Below are 13,402 nucleotides of genomic sequence, written 5' to 3'. Positions count from 1 at the left end.
GCCGCCGGCCCGCCTACGCGGCCGGCTTGCGCGCCTCGATCAGGAACCGCGTCGTGTGCGCCACGAACGCCCCTTCCCGACGGATCAACTGGTCCAACTCCCGCAGTTTTTCCTCGTATTGCTCGACGGTGAATCCCGGCACCATCCACACCACCTTCCGCAGGAAGTAGACAACGGCCCCGATGTCGAAGAATTCGGTCCGCAGCTTTTCGTGCCGCAGATCGACGACGTCCAATCCCGCCGCTTCCGCCGCCCGCCGCGCGTCCTCGGGGTGGCGGGCGCGCCGCACTTCCGCCGGCTGCGGCCCCAGGAAATACTCCACCACTTCGAACACACTGGCCGGACCGACCTGTTGGGAGAAATACGTACCGCCCGGCCGCAACACCCGGGCGATTTCCTTCCACCACACCGTCACCGGATGCCGGCTGGTCACCAGGTCGAACGCCGCGTCCCCGAACGGCAACGGCGGCTCGTCCTCGTCGACCACCACCACCGCGCCCAGCGGGTGCAGCCGCGCGGTGGCCTCGGCGACGTTCGGCGGCCAGGCTTCCGTGGCCACCATGACCGGCGGAACGCCCCCGCGCCGGCCAGCACCTCACCGCCCCCGGTCTGCACGTCCAGCGCCGCCGACGCCCCCGCCAGCCGCTCGGCCAGCAACCGCTGGTAGCCCCACGAAGGCCGTTGCTCGGTGGCCCGCCCGTCCAGCCAGGAAAAGTCCCAGCCGGCCACCGACACCTCGGCGGCCTCCGCCACCCATTCCTCAAAAGAACGCTCCATGCCCCCACCCTCACCGCCCTCCGCCGCCCCCGCCAGCTATTTCCGTTCGCCGACCCCCACCCGGCCCCGTATTCCCCGCCCCTTTACCGCCGCCCCGGCCTTTTCCCCTTTGCCGCCGGGCCGCCCCAGGAACACCCCGCACAGCACCAACACCAATCCGCACGCTTCCCGCCCGCCGAGCGCCTCCCCGGAAAGCGCCGTCCCCAACAACACCCCGGTCGCCGGATTGAGCAGTCCGATCAACCCCACCGTCGCGGCCGGCAGCCGCCGCAACCCGGCGAACCAGGCGGCGAACGCCACCGCCGTCGCCACCACCGTCACATAGCCGAAACCCAGCACCGCCCGCCCGTCGAGGACCGGCGGCGCACCCTCCACCACCACCGCGAACGGCAGCAACAACAGCCCGCCCGCCACCAACTGCCAGGCCGTGGATGCCAGTACGTCCACCTCGGCGCCGTCACCCCCCGCGCTCCACCGCTTGGCCAGCACGTAGCCCAGCGACGACATCGCCATGGCCCCGACCGACGCCAGCACCCCCACCGGATCCACCACCGTCGTCGCCGTCAGCAGCATCAGTCCGACCCCGCCGGCCCCCACCGCCGCCCCGACCAGATGCCCGGCCCGCGGCCGCTCGCCCAGCAGCCCCCACGCGATCAACGCCATGGCCAGCGGCGACAGCGCCATCACCACCGAGGCCAGACTCGTCGGCAACCGCTGCGCCGCCACGTAGACCAGCGCGAAGAACCCGCCCATGTTGAGCACGCCGAGCACCACCGACCGCCACCACCACGCCCCGCGCGGCAGCCGCCGCCCCACCGCCAGCAGCAGCAGACCGGCGGGCAGCGCCCGGATCGCCGCCCCGTACAGCGGATGGCCGTCGGGCAGGAACTCGTGCGTCACGTAGTAGTTGGCTCCCCAGGCCACCGGCGCAACGGCCGTGACCACGCCCCACCGCAAATTACCTTCCATGGAAGCTAAAGTACCTTCCGAGGAAGCTATACGCTCCCCCCATGCCCGAAATCCCGCCAGCCACCCCCGACCACGTCTCCCGCATCCAGGCCGAATGGGCCCGCGAACGCCCCGACCTCGACGTCCGCCCGCAAGGCGTCATCGGCCGCCTGCACCGCCTCGGCACACTCCTCACCGACCGGCTCTGCCTCGTCTACCGCCGATACGGGCTCAGCGAGGGCGAGTTCGACGTCCTGGCCGCCCTGCGCCGCGCCGGAGCACCCTACGAGCGGGCCCCCGGCGAGCTGGCCGCGCACACGATGGTCACCACCGGCGCGATGACCAAGCGGATCGACCGCCTCGAACGCGACGGCCTGGTCACCCGCCGCCGCTCCACCGCCGACGGCCGCGGCCGCGTGATCGCCCTGACCGACGCCGGCCGCGACCTCTTCGACCGGGCCTTCACCGACCACATGCACAACGAGCGCGCCCTCCTCGACGCCCTCACCCCCGAAGAGGCCACCCACCTGGAAGCCCTCCTCGCCACCTGGCTGAGCCGCGTCGAACCCCCGCGCCAGTAAGCCGCGCCCGCCACCCGCCAACCAGGTGAATCCCCCCACGGCACCCGCGCCACCTCCGCAGAATCGAACGGGTGAGCGGTATCCTTGCCCCGTGGCTGACAAGCAGAAGACCTACGACTTCCCCCAGGACCTACGGGAAGCACAGCTGGAGCTGCATCAGGTCCAGTCCGCCCTCGCGGACCTCTACAAGCGCCTGCCGTGGTCGATCGACCCCCTCCCCGGCTGGACGCACACCAAGGAGAACGGCCACTTCCACGAGACCGCCCGCCAGGACTCACCGGGCTGGTCCGACGAAGAGCAGGACCAGGTCGCCGAGTTGCGCACCCGCCAACTCGCCCTCGCCGAAAGCGTCGTCACCCACGCCTTCTGGTCCACCTGCGACGACACCCCCGCCGCCCGCTCCGCCCTCAAACACCTCCACGCCCAGGAGGAAGACGCCGAAGAACGCCAGGCCCTCGGCGAATAACCCCACCCGCCCCCAGGAACGCCGAAGACCCCCGACCACTCTTCCCAGGTCAGGGGCCTTCTTCCGTGCGGAGGCTGTGGGATTTGAACCCACGGTGGCGTTGCCGCCACGACAGTTTTCAAGACAAGGCACGTTCAGATACGCAGCAGCGCGAAGACCTGCTAGAACCGTCCATCGAGCGACAGAATCCGCGCCCTTGGTCCACAGATGGTCCACAGGGCTTGATCGAAAGGGAATCGATCAAGCCTCGGCTCAGCAGGCGGAGCATGAAGACAGGCTGACGCGGACGAGGGCCCACGCGTACCGTAGGCCGGAAGGAACGCGACGATCGCGGGAGGCTCGGGCCGTGAGTGACCAGACCTGGACCATCGAATCTATCTGCGAGGCACTCGGCAGCCCATCCGCGAAGCAGCGGTTCCTCAGTGAGATCAACCGGGCATCGGTGCACGAGATCGTGACGGTGTTCGCAAAGTGGCAAGCCATCGCGGCCGGCATGGCCGCAGCGGCCGAGCGCGGACGAGAGCTGGCGCGCATCGAGGCCGAGACCGGCAATGTGCCGGGTGAATGGATCGACGTGACGGACCGCATCCGAGCAGAAGCCGCGACAGCTCGCTCGCGTGGGGTTGCCTGATGCTGTTCCGGTTAAAGTACGGCGCCGACGCAGAGGCAGTGCACGACGCGATGCCTCTGGACGCCAGCGCGCAGTTGTCCTCCGCCCTTGCCGCAGCGTGCAACGATCCCATCGAAGCGACCGAACCCTACGGCGAAGACGACGGCATCGTCCGTACCCTCACTACTGACCACGCGATCGCAGTGCTCCTAGTCGGGGAGATCACTAAGACCATCACGGTGCTGCAGCTGAGCTTCGTGGGCTAAGCGGGGCTAAGCGGGCACGTCAGGGGGCGGACGACTCGTCCACGGCCCGCAAGAGGTCCAACGCCTCGGAGATCTCCAATGGTCGATCTTTTGCTCTCGCCCAGCGCTCCATGATGGAGGCGGCAGCCTCCACCAGGTCATCGGGAAGTCCCAGCTCGCTGATGGTTGAAGCAGCTTCGCGCAGCTCCGGGCCCCAGCGCCATGACCGTGCAGCCACCTTCGGGATGTAGGCCGGCTCCGCCAAATAGCTGGTGGACCGGCCTTGCGCGATGTCCAGGAGTTCGTCCTGCACGTCCCAGTCACGCGCGACGCCGTGCGCCACCGCAGCCAGAACCCGGCTGACCTTCTGATAGCTGCTGTACGCGAGCTTCAGCGCCGAGGCTTTCCCAATGCCACCATCGAGCTTTCGAGGATCCACGGCCGTGCCGGAGAAGAGAGCGGCCACTGTACCCACGGCTTCATCGGGACCCGACAGGTAGAGCCGTGCGGTCTTCGAGGCTGATGGAGGAGATCCGACAACCGAGCCGTCAACCAGTTGGGCAGCCTTGCCGAGCGCGGACGCCTTGATGATGGCCATAGTTGCCGGCGACACGGCGTTGGCCTCGACGTAGATCCCGTGGAAGCTTTCCGCGCCCACCAGCACGGCGACGGACTCGGCATTCGCCGGCGGGCAGAGAGACACGATGACGTCGCAACGCCTCACCAGCTCTGAAAGGTCGCGAGCCACGGTGAACCCGGCCGCGGAAGCGCGCCCTCTGGTGGCAGTGCTGCGGCCCTCAGGGCACCAGATCACCTCCGATCCGTTCCCCCTTGCCTGAGCAGCCACAGCCGTGCCCATGCTGCCGGGGTGCAAAATGCCTACCGTCGTCATGACACCAACCCCGGAATGTCGCGCACAACCGCGGCGGGATTGTCTTCCAACGCCTCGGTGATGGCTTTCGCCGTCTCTGCAGCCGAGCAGTGGTGCGTCTCGATCACCAGGGACCAAGGCTCTGTTGCATTAGCCAGCAGGTCTTCGCGCGTCTCGTCCCAGACCTTGAGGCGCGCCTCCACGTCCTTGTCGCCACGCTGGATGCACCGGTCTTCCGTGACCTCCCTGGGGCACCACAGAAGGACTTTGAGCCAACGCAGCGGGAAAGTCTCCACAGCACGGGCACCGACAACTTGGCCCATATGCAGAACCGGGATCCGCCCGGAAATCACGACTTCGGCGAGACCTGGCCGGTCGATCGCATACTCGGCGTTGTAGCGGCTATTTCTGTACAGCACCTCTCCGGCTTCGACGAGCCTTGCAATGTGCTCACGGCTGGTTAGGCGGTACCCAGTTGTCCGCCCAGGCCCAGCCTTGAGACGCTCGAACAGCGCGAACTCACCACGGAGTTGCGTCAGTTCTGCGGCAACCGTGTCCTTCCCGGCACCCGGGGGGCCATACAGGATGATGCCGGCCGGGCTCACAGCCCACCTCCGCTCAGAGTGTCCCTTGCCTGGTCTGCCATGGCCACGGCGCCGCCCAGCCGGTTGTCGACGATGAAGTGAGGCCCCTGGGGCTTCATCTCCAGGTCAAGGGTGGCAAGGTACTCGTCCCAGGCATCCATTTTCCAGGCATCCCGAGGCGCACCTCGGAATTCGATGTACTCGCGCATCGATTCAGGATCGCACTGTACCCATATGGTGGCGACCGCCACACGCTTTGAGCGGCATCGATTATAGAAACGCAGCATCCAGTCAGCCTGAGAGAATTCTGCGACGAATGGTGCATCGAGGATTGTCGAGATTCCGCAGTTGAGGTTATCCCACGCCGCCTCCAGAAGGCAGCGATACTCCAGCGGCCGAACCTTTTCCCTGTAGAGCGCAGAACTCCTGTCGTGAGATTCCCCTCCGAGAGCGACGAGAAGCTGGTCCACAAGCGGCCGAGTAATCGAATCCTTGTCGAGGATCGGCCATCCCGTGAGAGTTCCAAGGAACTTGGCGAACTCGGATTTCCCCGATCCTGCGAACCCTCCCACGAGGACGACGGTGGGAGTAGTCGTGTCGCCACCGGCCGTGCGGCACCGCCACGCGTCGATGACGCGTTCACGCAGCGCCGCGTCATCGACGTCGTCACTTCCAGGGCGAATGACATCGAGCGCTTCCGCGATCGCCTTCGACGGGTCGGGGAGCCCCTTGCTCTGCGGGCTTGGGACGGATTCCACCCGCGCATCCTCTCCGGGGAGGGCACGGCGGAAGCCTAGTTCGGCCTCGTTCCGGTCATAGAGAAGCGAGTAAGCCCGGCGGTAATGCGGGCCAGGGTAGATAGAGCCGCTCTCATGACCCCAGATCGTCTGAAAATTCGCAGCAATATTGAAGCTATGCCGCTGCGCGATCTCCCGAAGCCGTTCCCCCGTTTCCTCCAGCGTAAGTCCGTGACTCTCACGGCGCTGCTTGAGAAATTCCGGCTTCCAATCTGGATTCCGCCGAGCCATCTGCCCCTCCTAGATAGCCACTCGGAGCCGCGAGTGTAGCGCCCCGAGATACCCCTTGAAAAACCGTGATAGTGAATGTGTAAGCGGATGTGTAAAAACCTTTGAGCCGAAAAGGCTAGGGCCTCGTGATACCGATTCTCGGGCCCAAGCGGTGAACTGACACCACGTCCGATTCAGGAGGGTGTCATGCACCACACGTCTACATCAGCTGCCTTCGAGCTTGGCGACACGCCCACGCAGCTCGCCCACCTCGGTGCGAAGCAGCATGAGTTCCTGCCTCAGCTGGGCGACGTCATTGCCCGCCGGCGCACGGCCAGCCAGCCTTGCAGCGTCCGGCGTCAGGAAGGCCGCCTTCCCCTGGTGGCTGACAACGAGACCGTCCGCCTTGAGCTGCCGCACCGCTTCACGAGCCACCGTGACGGAGACCTTGAACTCCGCCTGAAGCTGGGACAGCGACGGCAAGCGGCCGGCGTCGGTGAACTCCCCGGCTCTAATCCGGTTACGCAGCTCGTCCGCCACCTGCTGGTAGGCGGGCTTGCCGGACCACTCAACCATCTGCACCCCAATGCTCGCGTCGCATCTCTCTGCCCCATAGTGCCCAAGCGCTACGCGCAGGGCTACCTCACTCTGACCTGGAAGTGAGCCGAGAGACTTGACGCACTCTGCCTCACAGTGCACTCTGAGACAGAGCCGAGACGCTCCGGGAGTGCACGAAGCCCACGCAAGGCCCTGCCTGACCTGCATGGATTCGCGCCGATAGCCCCGGAGAGCCCGTAAAACGGGTCCTCGGTTTGCACCACAGAACGACAGCAGTTGTCGCTGCTTACATGCAGCGGTTGGGGTTGATAGCACCATCAAATCCCCCGGCCGGCGACGGCTGTTGTGCATGGACATCGCTGATGCGCTGTCCGCTTGCCAGGACTCCGGGATGCCTCGGGTGTGCCTGTCAGGCGGAGAGCACACCCGCCCCGCTCATCGTTAGCCGAGGAGTCCTCATGCCTGCTGCTGTCACCCGCCAGGGCCCTTCCCGCACTCGCACCGAGGGGGAGCGCCTGCGGCGCACCCGCACCAAGAACATCTCCCACCTCCCCGCCCTTGAGGCCAGCGCCCTTCCCGCCCAGGAACTCGACCTGGAGCCCGGCCGGGAGCACCTGCGCTGCCCCGACTGCCGGACCTGGTGCCCGATCACCGGCCTTCAGCTCCCGAAGCTCGTCCCTCACGGCCGCTACCCAGGCCCCAACGCTCCGCGCTGCAGGAGCACCAACCGCCGGTTGGTGCTCGACGTGAGCGTGGAGGACTGGCGCGTGGCGATGGACGGCATGGTGCGGGACGCCGCGTCCCGGCGCTCTGCCCGCCAGTTCCACAAGCCGTTGCCGGCCCCGGCCACGCCGGTCCACCGGATCAACCAGCCCCACCGGCCCACCGCCGATGAGGCGCTCGCGACCTACGGTGCCCACCGCAAGCACTGCTCGGCCTGCACCACCAGCCGCACGAGCTGCGCGACCGGCACCCACCTCGCCACCGCCTACGCCCGACTGAAGCGCCAGGAGGAAGCCAAGCGGCTCCGGACCAAGTCGAAGGCGCAGCAGTGGGCGGCGGTCACTCCGGCCACGCAGGCCGCTGCGATCCAGCGGATCGGTGACGAACTCGCCGCCACGCTCCGGCAACTCAACGGCCAGCTCGACCGCTTCGCCCGGGCGAAGCTCGACCTGCGCATCACCGAGCTGGCCGAGACGCTGTGGTGGCGCCTGTAGAACCTCGCAGCACGAACGACCACGGCCGCCCACCTGCATAAGCAGGTGGGCGGCCGTGGCTGCTCGCACCGAGCGCCAAGTAGGCGCGGGCCCAGGGGCCGTAATCCCCGGGGCCCGCCACAGGCACACCTAGCGAGAGGCACACCTGTGTTGACGCACATCTTCGCACCCTCGCCCGCGACCTCGCCGGACGAACGCGAACACCCGAGCCAGACCGACGAGTTCCTCCGCCGCGCCCGGCAGACCGACGCGCAGCAGGCCGGGGGTGGTTACCGGTGAGCGACATCGCCGAGCAGCAGGCGGCCGACGCGCTCGCCCAGCAGCGGATCGAGTCGGCGCGGCAGGCCGCCGAGGCAGCCGAAACCGCCCGGCAGCAGGCCGCGACGCTGCGGAGTGAGGCTCGGTGAGCGAGCCCGAACCGCAGCACGACCGCGCTCCCGACACCACCGACGAGTTGCCGTCGCTGCCCCAGCGCGAACCCGGCGGCTCCCTGTAGCCCCGGCCGTGACCAGCCCGATAGCCAGGGCCCGCATCACCCACTACGCGGCGATGCGGGCCCTGGCTCGTCACGGCGTACGTCACCCCGTGGCCCGCGCTCTGCTCGCCGCGGCGGCCGGCGCCGCCGTCAGCGCGTACAGCGCGGGCCACCACGTCCTCGACATCCACACCGAGTTCCGCCGAAAGGGATACCGCTGATGAAGTCGCGCAAGGGTTACAAGATCACCGACGCCGACGGGTTCGGCTGGCTGGGCGACTGCGCGCGCGGCATGACCGAAGCCCGTGCCGCCGGCCTGAACGTGCAGCCGATCCGCATCTACGGGACGCGCCGCTGGCCGTGCGCGTCCTGCAAGCACGGCCTCCGTCACTGACCACCGCCTGCCCTCCCCGCCCGCTGGCCTCCGGGCCCTCGGGCGGGGCGCGGAAGGGCCGCTTCGCCTCCAAGGAACCTCATGACTGCTGCTGTAGAGATCGTCTCGTTCGGCTACCTGCACGACGCACCGCCGCCGGCGGACCTCACGCTCGACCTGCGCCACCACTTCCGCGACCCGCACATCTCACCCGAACTGCGGTACATGACCGCCGAGGACGAGCCGGTCCGCGCCGCCGTCCTGGACACCGCGGGCGTCACCGACCTGGTCGCGGCCGCCTCCATGGCCGTCGCCGCATTCGCCGCCGGCCCGAGTGCCGGGGTCGTGACCGTCGCCTCCGGCTGCGCCGGAGGTCGCCACCGCGCCCCGACCGTCGCTCTGACGCTGGCCAATCTGCTGCGCCTGGCGGGCCACGAGGTCACGGTCACGCACCGGGACCTGCACCGCCCCGTCGTCCAGCGCTGAACGGTCCACCACGCCGAGGAGCCGACGGCTTCCTCTACCGACTTCTCGCAGGGCGCCCGCCGGCCGTATAGCCGGCGGGCGCCCTGCGCACACCCAACTTCGGAGCATCTGTGATGAAGACGTTCATCGGCCGCCACCAGGCCCTGACCGACACCGACTACCTCGAACTCGCCCTGGGCACCCCGCTGGATCTGTGGCTCGGCGAGGACAACGAGAGCGAGCAGGAGCGCGCGGCCCGTCTGGACGCGGCCCGCGACATCCTCGCCGACGACCCCGGCCTCTACGACCTCAGCCTGCACACCGCCGCCACCGCGCTGCGCGACGACCGGATCGGCCGGCTGGCGGCCCTGCACCGCACCGGCCGCGGTCCCTTCCGTCGTGGCCACGACGACGCTCTCGCCGCGGTCCTGCCGCTGCACACCCGCCGCCCCATCGACGACACCTCTGGGATGGGGGAGGCGGCATGAGCGCGTTGACCATGTCCGACCTCGCGGCGCCGATGCGGGCGCTGCGCCTGCTGGCCGCGGACTTCGCCGACCTTCCCGCCGTGAACCTGGGGATCTCCCGGATCTACCCCGGTCGGTTGGAGCTGTCCTGCCACGACGGTTTCGACGTCTTCGAAGCGTGGCGGGAAGCCCTGGCGATTCCGCCCGAGGCGGTCACACATGACGAGTTGGACAAGGACACGCGGACACTGGAAGCCGACGTCGACTTCGCCGGCGTCCGCTTGCGCCTGATCGGCTACAGCTGCAACTACCGCCAGGTCGAGTTCCCGAAGGCGGTGGCCTGATGCACAGCGTTCCTTCGCGCCGTCCGCTGTCCACGACCCAACGCTGGGTGCTGGGAGCGGCGTTCGTCCCGATGCTCGCCACCGGGATTGCCGGTGGTGTCGGGACGTTCAGCAACGTCAGCCGTGCGTACGGCAAGGGCACCGCGCTGGGCGCTGTGGCCGCCGGCGAGGGCGCCACCGCCGTGTTGGCCCTGGTTCTGCTGGGGTTGACCATGCTGGGTCAGACCTCCCCGCTCGTCGTCCGCGCCGGGTTGTGGGCGCTGCCGGCCGCGGCGTCGGCGATGGCGGCCATGGCCGCGCCGGATTCCAGCCGCACGGTGATCTACGCGATCACCCCGATGGGCATGTGCGTGGCAGCAGAGGGCATGGCCTTCCTGGCCCGGCGCATTGTGGTCCACCAGGACGGCCGGGACATCGAGGCCGACCGCAAGGCCGCCACGGTGGTCCAGGCGCTGGCGTATCACCGTGCCCGCGCTGCGAACCACCCCGACGAGAGGCTTCGGGGCGAGTCGGAGCGCAAGTCCTGGAAGCTGGCGCAGAAGGTCGGCGCCGGCGACACCGCGCTGGCGTCACGGCTGCTGGACGTCCAGCGTGAGCGCGTCACGGAAGGCGCCGATGCCGCCATCGCCGACATGTTCACCGTCACGGCGCCCGTCGCACCCGTGACGGAAACCGTGACGCCCACGGCCGAGCCCGTGACGCCGAGCCTCACCACCGCGAGCGCACCACCCGCATTGGAGGGCGCCTCCACGGGTGACCGTGACGCTGAAGGCATGCAGGTCAGCGCGCCGGACGCGCCCTCGGAGCTGCTCGCCGTCACGGGTGCGGCGCCGACCGTGACACCCGTGACGCCCCCCGTGACGGAGGACCGGCCGGACGTCACGGTCGCGACGCTGGAGGAACTCGCGGCGGTGGCGGGCGTGTCCACGCCGGTGCCGGGGGAGCGGCTGACCGATGAGCAGCTTGAGGTGGTGCTGCGGCACCTGCGCTACCGCGACGATCCGCCGCTGTCCTACCGCCAGGCCGGGACGGACTTCCGTGACGCCGGGTACGTCGGCAGCGAGCAGCGCGTGCGCAAGGCGTGGGGCGCGTTGATGTCCCACGAGGAAGCCGACACGGCCCGAGACGTCGAGGTCGGCGAGACCGAGAAGGACCAGTAGTCCGGCACCACCAGTGACGGCCAGCCCACCTGTGCGGGCTGGCCGTTGCTGCGACTGCCGGAAGTCGACAGGCACCGCAGACCCGGCGAGCAGCCGGTGAGTGACCCGACCTCGCGGCCATGCCCGCGACCGGTGAGCAGACCCGCCAGCAGACCCGGCGAGCGCTGCCCAACCCGACACACCAGCAGCCGAGTTCACACACCCACACCTGACAACGCCCAGGAGAAGCCCATGTCCACCAGTACCCAGTCCACCTGGCCCGAGGGCGTCATCGCCCGCTACCTCACCGCCGGCGGCGCAACTGTCGACCTGACCGGCAGCAAGTACGACGCGTCCGGTTCCTGCGGGGGCTGCCAGCAGACGTTCAGCGGCAGCGGCTACGTGTCGCGATGGCTCTCTGTTGCCCGTTCTTGGGCCCAGGACCACGCCGAGAAGTGCCGGGCCATGCCTCGCCCCGGTCGCCCCTGATATGCCCGGTCCCCAGTTCTGGGACCCGGACGGAGCCCGCTACGGCATCCCCACCTACCCCTACCACCTCGCCCCTGACGGGCTGGCCACCCGCCGACAGCTCCGCGCCCGCGGACTGCGGCCGGGCGGCCAGCGCGTCGCCGCACAGATCCTGTGGCGCTCCCGGCGCCGCGGGGTGCGGGCCGCCTACCTCTACCGCCTCGACCTGGCGCTGCCGGTCCGGCCGATGACCCCGGCCCGATGGTCCGCCGTGGCGAAGGCCCTGGCTGCCCGCCGGTGGTGCTCCTGCTGCCGGCGGGATGCGGGCTACAGCCTCCCCACATCACTCGGCATCTGCCTGACCTGCGCGGAGTCCCCCGCGCTCGCCGCCTGAACGGAGACCGTGATGTCCCGCCAGACCGTCTCGCGCCTCGTCGCGACCGGCGCCGTCGTGCTCGGGGTGGCCACCGCCGTCGCCATCGGCACCCGACTGGCCGCCTACGACGTGCCGCTGTCGCTGATCGCCTCGTGCGCGCTGGCCTGCCTCGCCACGACCGTGTGGGTCGTGGACCTCCTCATCAAGGCGTTCGCCTCGACGACGTACCGGTGCCCGGACCCGGCCTGCGACTTCACGGTCCGCGTCCGGCACGCCGACGCCGCGGAGAACCGCCGCTGGCAGGAGACCGCCGCCGAGCACCCCACCCACCTCTACCGCTCCTAATCCCCTCGCCCGTTCGACCAGGAGTTTCCTCATGTCCTTCTTCTCCCAGGCCCGTCTAAACGAGGAAGCTGCCGGCTTCGAGGCCGCAGCCCGACGCTCCGACGCCGCTGCACGGTCCGGCGAACAGGACGCCAAGGACCCGAACGTCAGCACCTACACCCAGGGCGTCGCCTCCCGCTGCGCCGCCATCGCGCGCAGCAACGCCCACGAGTACCGCGAGATCGCCGCCGCCCTGCGCGACGGCGAGATCCCCGACTGCCTCAACCTGGAAGAGGAATGACCGCGACCGCATGACCTGAGCCGAAAAGTAGACGCCGTGCTCCCGGCCCGCTTTCCAGGGCCTGGCCGAGAGCACGGCCTTTCTACGACCGCGGCTGGCTGCTTTCCAGGGCCTGCCAGCCGTCCGGTCTCTCCCTGTGACAAGGAGCTGTACCAGCATGGCATTGCGCCGTATCTCCATCGCGCCCGGAAGCCGACCCGACCCGCAGCATGAGACGACGTACCAGGCGTCGCGCGGCGGCTGGTTCAAGCCTGAGCCCAAGCCGGTTCCCGGCACCCCCAAGAGCAAGAAGGGGGACCGGTGATGGCGCTGTTCGGGCTGTTCGGCAACGACCGCACGATGGCCGAGACCACCTACAGCGGCCGGGAGTCGGCCTCTGAGAAGGCGTCGCGCAAGCGGCGCGAGGCCCACCACCGCAACGCGCGCGCCGCGGACCGCCAGGGACAGGCTTGGGAGGACGCCGAGCGGCGCCGCCAGGACCGCTGGGGCCGGTGGGGCGGATGAGCCGGGACCTGAAGACCGAACTGGCCCGTGAGGAGCAGCGCACGCTGTCGGCGGTCCGCACCGTCCGCAGCAGCCTTCACGGTGTGGCGGCGTGCTGGCAGGAGTCGAAGGCGACGCTGTTCGACGCCGCCGGCAGCAGCCGCGCCCCCACCGGCCTCCGCGAACAAGCAGCCCAGGTGTGCGAGCGCTGCCCGCTCGCCGCGACGTGCGGTTTCCGCATCCCGATGCCGGGCCTGCGCTCCCGGGCCCGGGCCCGCCTGCGCACCTGACCTCACCTGTTGCAGCCCGCACCTCGTGGTGCG

General features: G+C 69.3%; 25 protein-coding genes and 1 pseudogene. 20 read left to right on the top strand and 6 right to left on the bottom strand.

Features of this window, described 5'->3' with window-relative positions; all coding sequences use genetic code 11:
• Window positions 1-13: 13 nt before the first annotated feature.
• Together ACLJT4_RS05945 and ACLJT4_RS05940 are read right to left on the bottom strand one after the other, a co-directional pair.
• Window positions 14-777: pseudogene (locus tag ACLJT4_RS05945) on the bottom strand (class I SAM-dependent methyltransferase).
• Window positions 778-813: 36 nt separating this feature from the next.
• Window positions 814-1,746 (bottom strand): DMT family transporter, encoded by a 933-nt coding sequence (locus ACLJT4_RS05940; protein ID WP_411121306.1) that lies wholly within the window; start codon window positions 1,744-1,746, stop codon window positions 814-816.
• A 41-nt stretch (window positions 1,747-1,787) separates the two neighbouring features.
• On the opposite strand from ACLJT4_RS05940, the gene ACLJT4_RS05935 reads away from it, so the two are divergent.
• The 4 genes from ACLJT4_RS05935 (at window position 1,788) to ACLJT4_RS05920 (ending at window position 3,648) form a co-directional block, all read left to right on the top strand.
• Window positions 1,788-2,306: a MarR family winged helix-turn-helix transcriptional regulator gene (locus tag ACLJT4_RS05935; protein ID WP_411121305.1), complete on the top strand. Its 519-nt coding sequence runs from the start codon at window positions 1,788-1,790 to the stop codon at window positions 2,304-2,306.
• Window positions 2,307-2,397: 91 nt separating this feature from the next.
• Window positions 2,398-2,772 carry a hypothetical protein gene (locus ACLJT4_RS05930; RefSeq protein WP_411121304.1) on the top strand — a complete coding sequence of 125 codons (375 nt, stop codon included), beginning with the start codon at window positions 2,398-2,400 and terminating at the stop codon, window positions 2,770-2,772.
• A gap of 346 nt (window positions 2,773-3,118) precedes the next feature.
• Complete coding sequence (locus tag ACLJT4_RS05925) at window positions 3,119-3,403, top strand: hypothetical protein (protein ID WP_411121303.1); 285 nt, start codon at window positions 3,119-3,121, stop codon at window positions 3,401-3,403.
• Complete coding sequence (locus ACLJT4_RS05920) at window positions 3,403-3,648, top strand: hypothetical protein (protein WP_411121302.1); 246 nt, start codon at window positions 3,403-3,405, stop codon at window positions 3,646-3,648. The genes ACLJT4_RS05925 and ACLJT4_RS05920 overlap by 1 nt, the downstream gene beginning before the upstream one ends.
• Window positions 3,649-3,667: 19 nt before the next feature.
• Here the strand turns inward: ACLJT4_RS05920 and ACLJT4_RS05915 are convergent, their stop codons facing one another.
• From ACLJT4_RS05915 to ACLJT4_RS05900, 4 genes are all read right to left on the bottom strand, one after another.
• Window positions 3,668-4,519, bottom strand: coding sequence for a DUF1932 domain-containing protein (locus ACLJT4_RS05915; RefSeq protein WP_411121301.1), 852 nt, complete (start codon window positions 4,517-4,519; stop codon window positions 3,668-3,670).
• The gene (locus tag ACLJT4_RS05910; protein ID WP_411121300.1) at window positions 4,516-5,103 is read right to left on the bottom strand and encodes a guanylate kinase; all 588 of its coding nucleotides are present in this window, start codon (window positions 5,101-5,103) and stop codon (window positions 4,516-4,518) included. The genes ACLJT4_RS05915 and ACLJT4_RS05910 overlap by 4 nt, the downstream gene beginning before the upstream one ends.
• Window positions 5,100-6,110, bottom strand: coding sequence for an AAA family ATPase (locus tag ACLJT4_RS05905; RefSeq protein WP_411121299.1), 1,011 nt, complete (start codon window positions 6,108-6,110; stop codon window positions 5,100-5,102). The genes ACLJT4_RS05910 and ACLJT4_RS05905 overlap by 4 nt, the downstream gene beginning before the upstream one ends.
• Window positions 6,111-6,314: 204 nt before the next feature.
• Entirely contained in the window at window positions 6,315-6,665 is a 351-nt protein-coding gene (locus tag ACLJT4_RS05900) for a winged helix-turn-helix domain-containing protein (RefSeq protein ID WP_411121686.1), read from the bottom strand.
• Between the two features lie 440 nt (window positions 6,666-7,105).
• Between ACLJT4_RS05900 and ACLJT4_RS05895 the strand changes: the two genes are divergently transcribed.
• The 16 genes from ACLJT4_RS05895 to ACLJT4_RS05820 all read left to right on the top strand — a co-directional run bounded on the left by ACLJT4_RS05895 (window position 7,106) and on the right by ACLJT4_RS05820 (window position 13,369).
• A complete protein-coding gene (locus ACLJT4_RS05895) occupies window positions 7,106-7,864 on the top strand; it encodes a hypothetical protein (RefSeq protein ID WP_411121298.1) in 759 nt (252 codons plus the stop codon).
• A gap of 150 nt (window positions 7,865-8,014) precedes the next feature.
• The gene (locus tag ACLJT4_RS05890; RefSeq protein WP_411121297.1) at window positions 8,015-8,143 is read left to right on the top strand and encodes a hypothetical protein; all 129 of its coding nucleotides are present in this window, start codon (window positions 8,015-8,017) and stop codon (window positions 8,141-8,143) included.
• Window positions 8,140-8,271 carry a hypothetical protein gene (locus ACLJT4_RS05885; protein ID WP_411121296.1) on the top strand — a complete coding sequence of 44 codons (132 nt, stop codon included), beginning with the start codon at window positions 8,140-8,142 and terminating at the stop codon, window positions 8,269-8,271. The genes ACLJT4_RS05890 and ACLJT4_RS05885 overlap by 4 nt, the downstream gene beginning before the upstream one ends.
• Before the next feature lie 97 nt (window positions 8,272-8,368).
• Window positions 8,369-8,560: a hypothetical protein gene (locus ACLJT4_RS05880; RefSeq protein ID WP_411121295.1), complete on the top strand. Its 192-nt coding sequence runs from the start codon at window positions 8,369-8,371 to the stop codon at window positions 8,558-8,560.
• Window positions 8,560-8,733: a hypothetical protein gene (locus tag ACLJT4_RS05875; RefSeq protein WP_411121293.1), complete on the top strand. Its 174-nt coding sequence runs from the start codon at window positions 8,560-8,562 to the stop codon at window positions 8,731-8,733. Before ACLJT4_RS05880 ends, ACLJT4_RS05875 begins: the two co-directional genes overlap by 1 nt.
• Window positions 8,734-8,814: 81 nt before the next feature.
• A complete protein-coding gene (locus ACLJT4_RS05870; RefSeq protein ID WP_411121292.1) occupies window positions 8,815-9,198 on the top strand; it encodes an ATPase in 384 nt (127 codons plus the stop codon).
• Between the two features lie 113 nt (window positions 9,199-9,311).
• Complete coding sequence (locus ACLJT4_RS05865; protein WP_411121291.1) at window positions 9,312-9,665, top strand: hypothetical protein; 354 nt, start codon at window positions 9,312-9,314, stop codon at window positions 9,663-9,665.
• Window positions 9,662-9,988, top strand: a complete 327-nt coding sequence (locus tag ACLJT4_RS05860) for a hypothetical protein (protein WP_411121290.1) — start codon at window positions 9,662-9,664, stop codon at window positions 9,986-9,988. The genes ACLJT4_RS05865 and ACLJT4_RS05860 overlap by 4 nt, the downstream gene beginning before the upstream one ends.
• Window positions 9,988-11,148 carry a hypothetical protein gene (locus tag ACLJT4_RS05855; protein WP_411121289.1) on the top strand — a complete coding sequence of 387 codons (1,161 nt, stop codon included), beginning with the start codon at window positions 9,988-9,990 and terminating at the stop codon, window positions 11,146-11,148. The genes ACLJT4_RS05860 and ACLJT4_RS05855 overlap by 1 nt, the downstream gene beginning before the upstream one ends.
• 231 nt (window positions 11,149-11,379) lie before the next feature.
• On the top strand, window positions 11,380-11,616 hold the full coding sequence (locus ACLJT4_RS05850) for a hypothetical protein (protein WP_411121288.1): 237 nt from the start codon (window positions 11,380-11,382) through the stop codon (window positions 11,614-11,616).
• 1 nt (window position 11,617) lies between these two features.
• Window positions 11,618-11,989, top strand: coding sequence for an RRQRL motif-containing zinc-binding protein (locus tag ACLJT4_RS05845; RefSeq protein ID WP_411121287.1), 372 nt, complete (start codon window positions 11,618-11,620; stop codon window positions 11,987-11,989).
• Window positions 11,990-12,001: 12 nt separating this feature from the next.
• A complete protein-coding gene (locus tag ACLJT4_RS05840; RefSeq protein WP_411121286.1) occupies window positions 12,002-12,316 on the top strand; it encodes a hypothetical protein in 315 nt (104 codons plus the stop codon).
• A gap of 31 nt (window positions 12,317-12,347) precedes the next feature.
• Window positions 12,348-12,596: a hypothetical protein gene (locus tag ACLJT4_RS05835; RefSeq protein WP_411121285.1), complete on the top strand. Its 249-nt coding sequence runs from the start codon at window positions 12,348-12,350 to the stop codon at window positions 12,594-12,596.
• A 157-nt stretch (window positions 12,597-12,753) separates the two neighbouring features.
• A complete protein-coding gene (locus tag ACLJT4_RS05830; RefSeq protein WP_411121284.1) occupies window positions 12,754-12,900 on the top strand; it encodes a hypothetical protein in 147 nt (48 codons plus the stop codon).
• Window positions 12,900-13,100 (top strand): hypothetical protein, encoded by a 201-nt coding sequence (locus ACLJT4_RS05825; protein ID WP_411121283.1) that lies wholly within the window; start codon window positions 12,900-12,902, stop codon window positions 13,098-13,100. The genes ACLJT4_RS05830 and ACLJT4_RS05825 overlap by 1 nt, the downstream gene beginning before the upstream one ends.
• Window positions 13,097-13,369 (top strand): hypothetical protein, encoded by a 273-nt coding sequence (locus ACLJT4_RS05820; RefSeq protein ID WP_411121282.1) that lies wholly within the window; start codon window positions 13,097-13,099, stop codon window positions 13,367-13,369. The genes ACLJT4_RS05825 and ACLJT4_RS05820 overlap by 4 nt, the downstream gene beginning before the upstream one ends.
• The last annotated feature ends 33 nt before the right edge of the window (window positions 13,370-13,402 follow it).

Origin of the sequence: Streptomyces sp. x-19, from assembly GCF_046549115.1 — a bacterium.
Lineage (GTDB): Bacteria > Actinomycetota > Actinomycetes > Streptomycetales > Streptomycetaceae > Streptomyces > Streptomyces albulus_C.
This window is presented reverse-complemented; position numbering and strand designations above follow the sequence as displayed.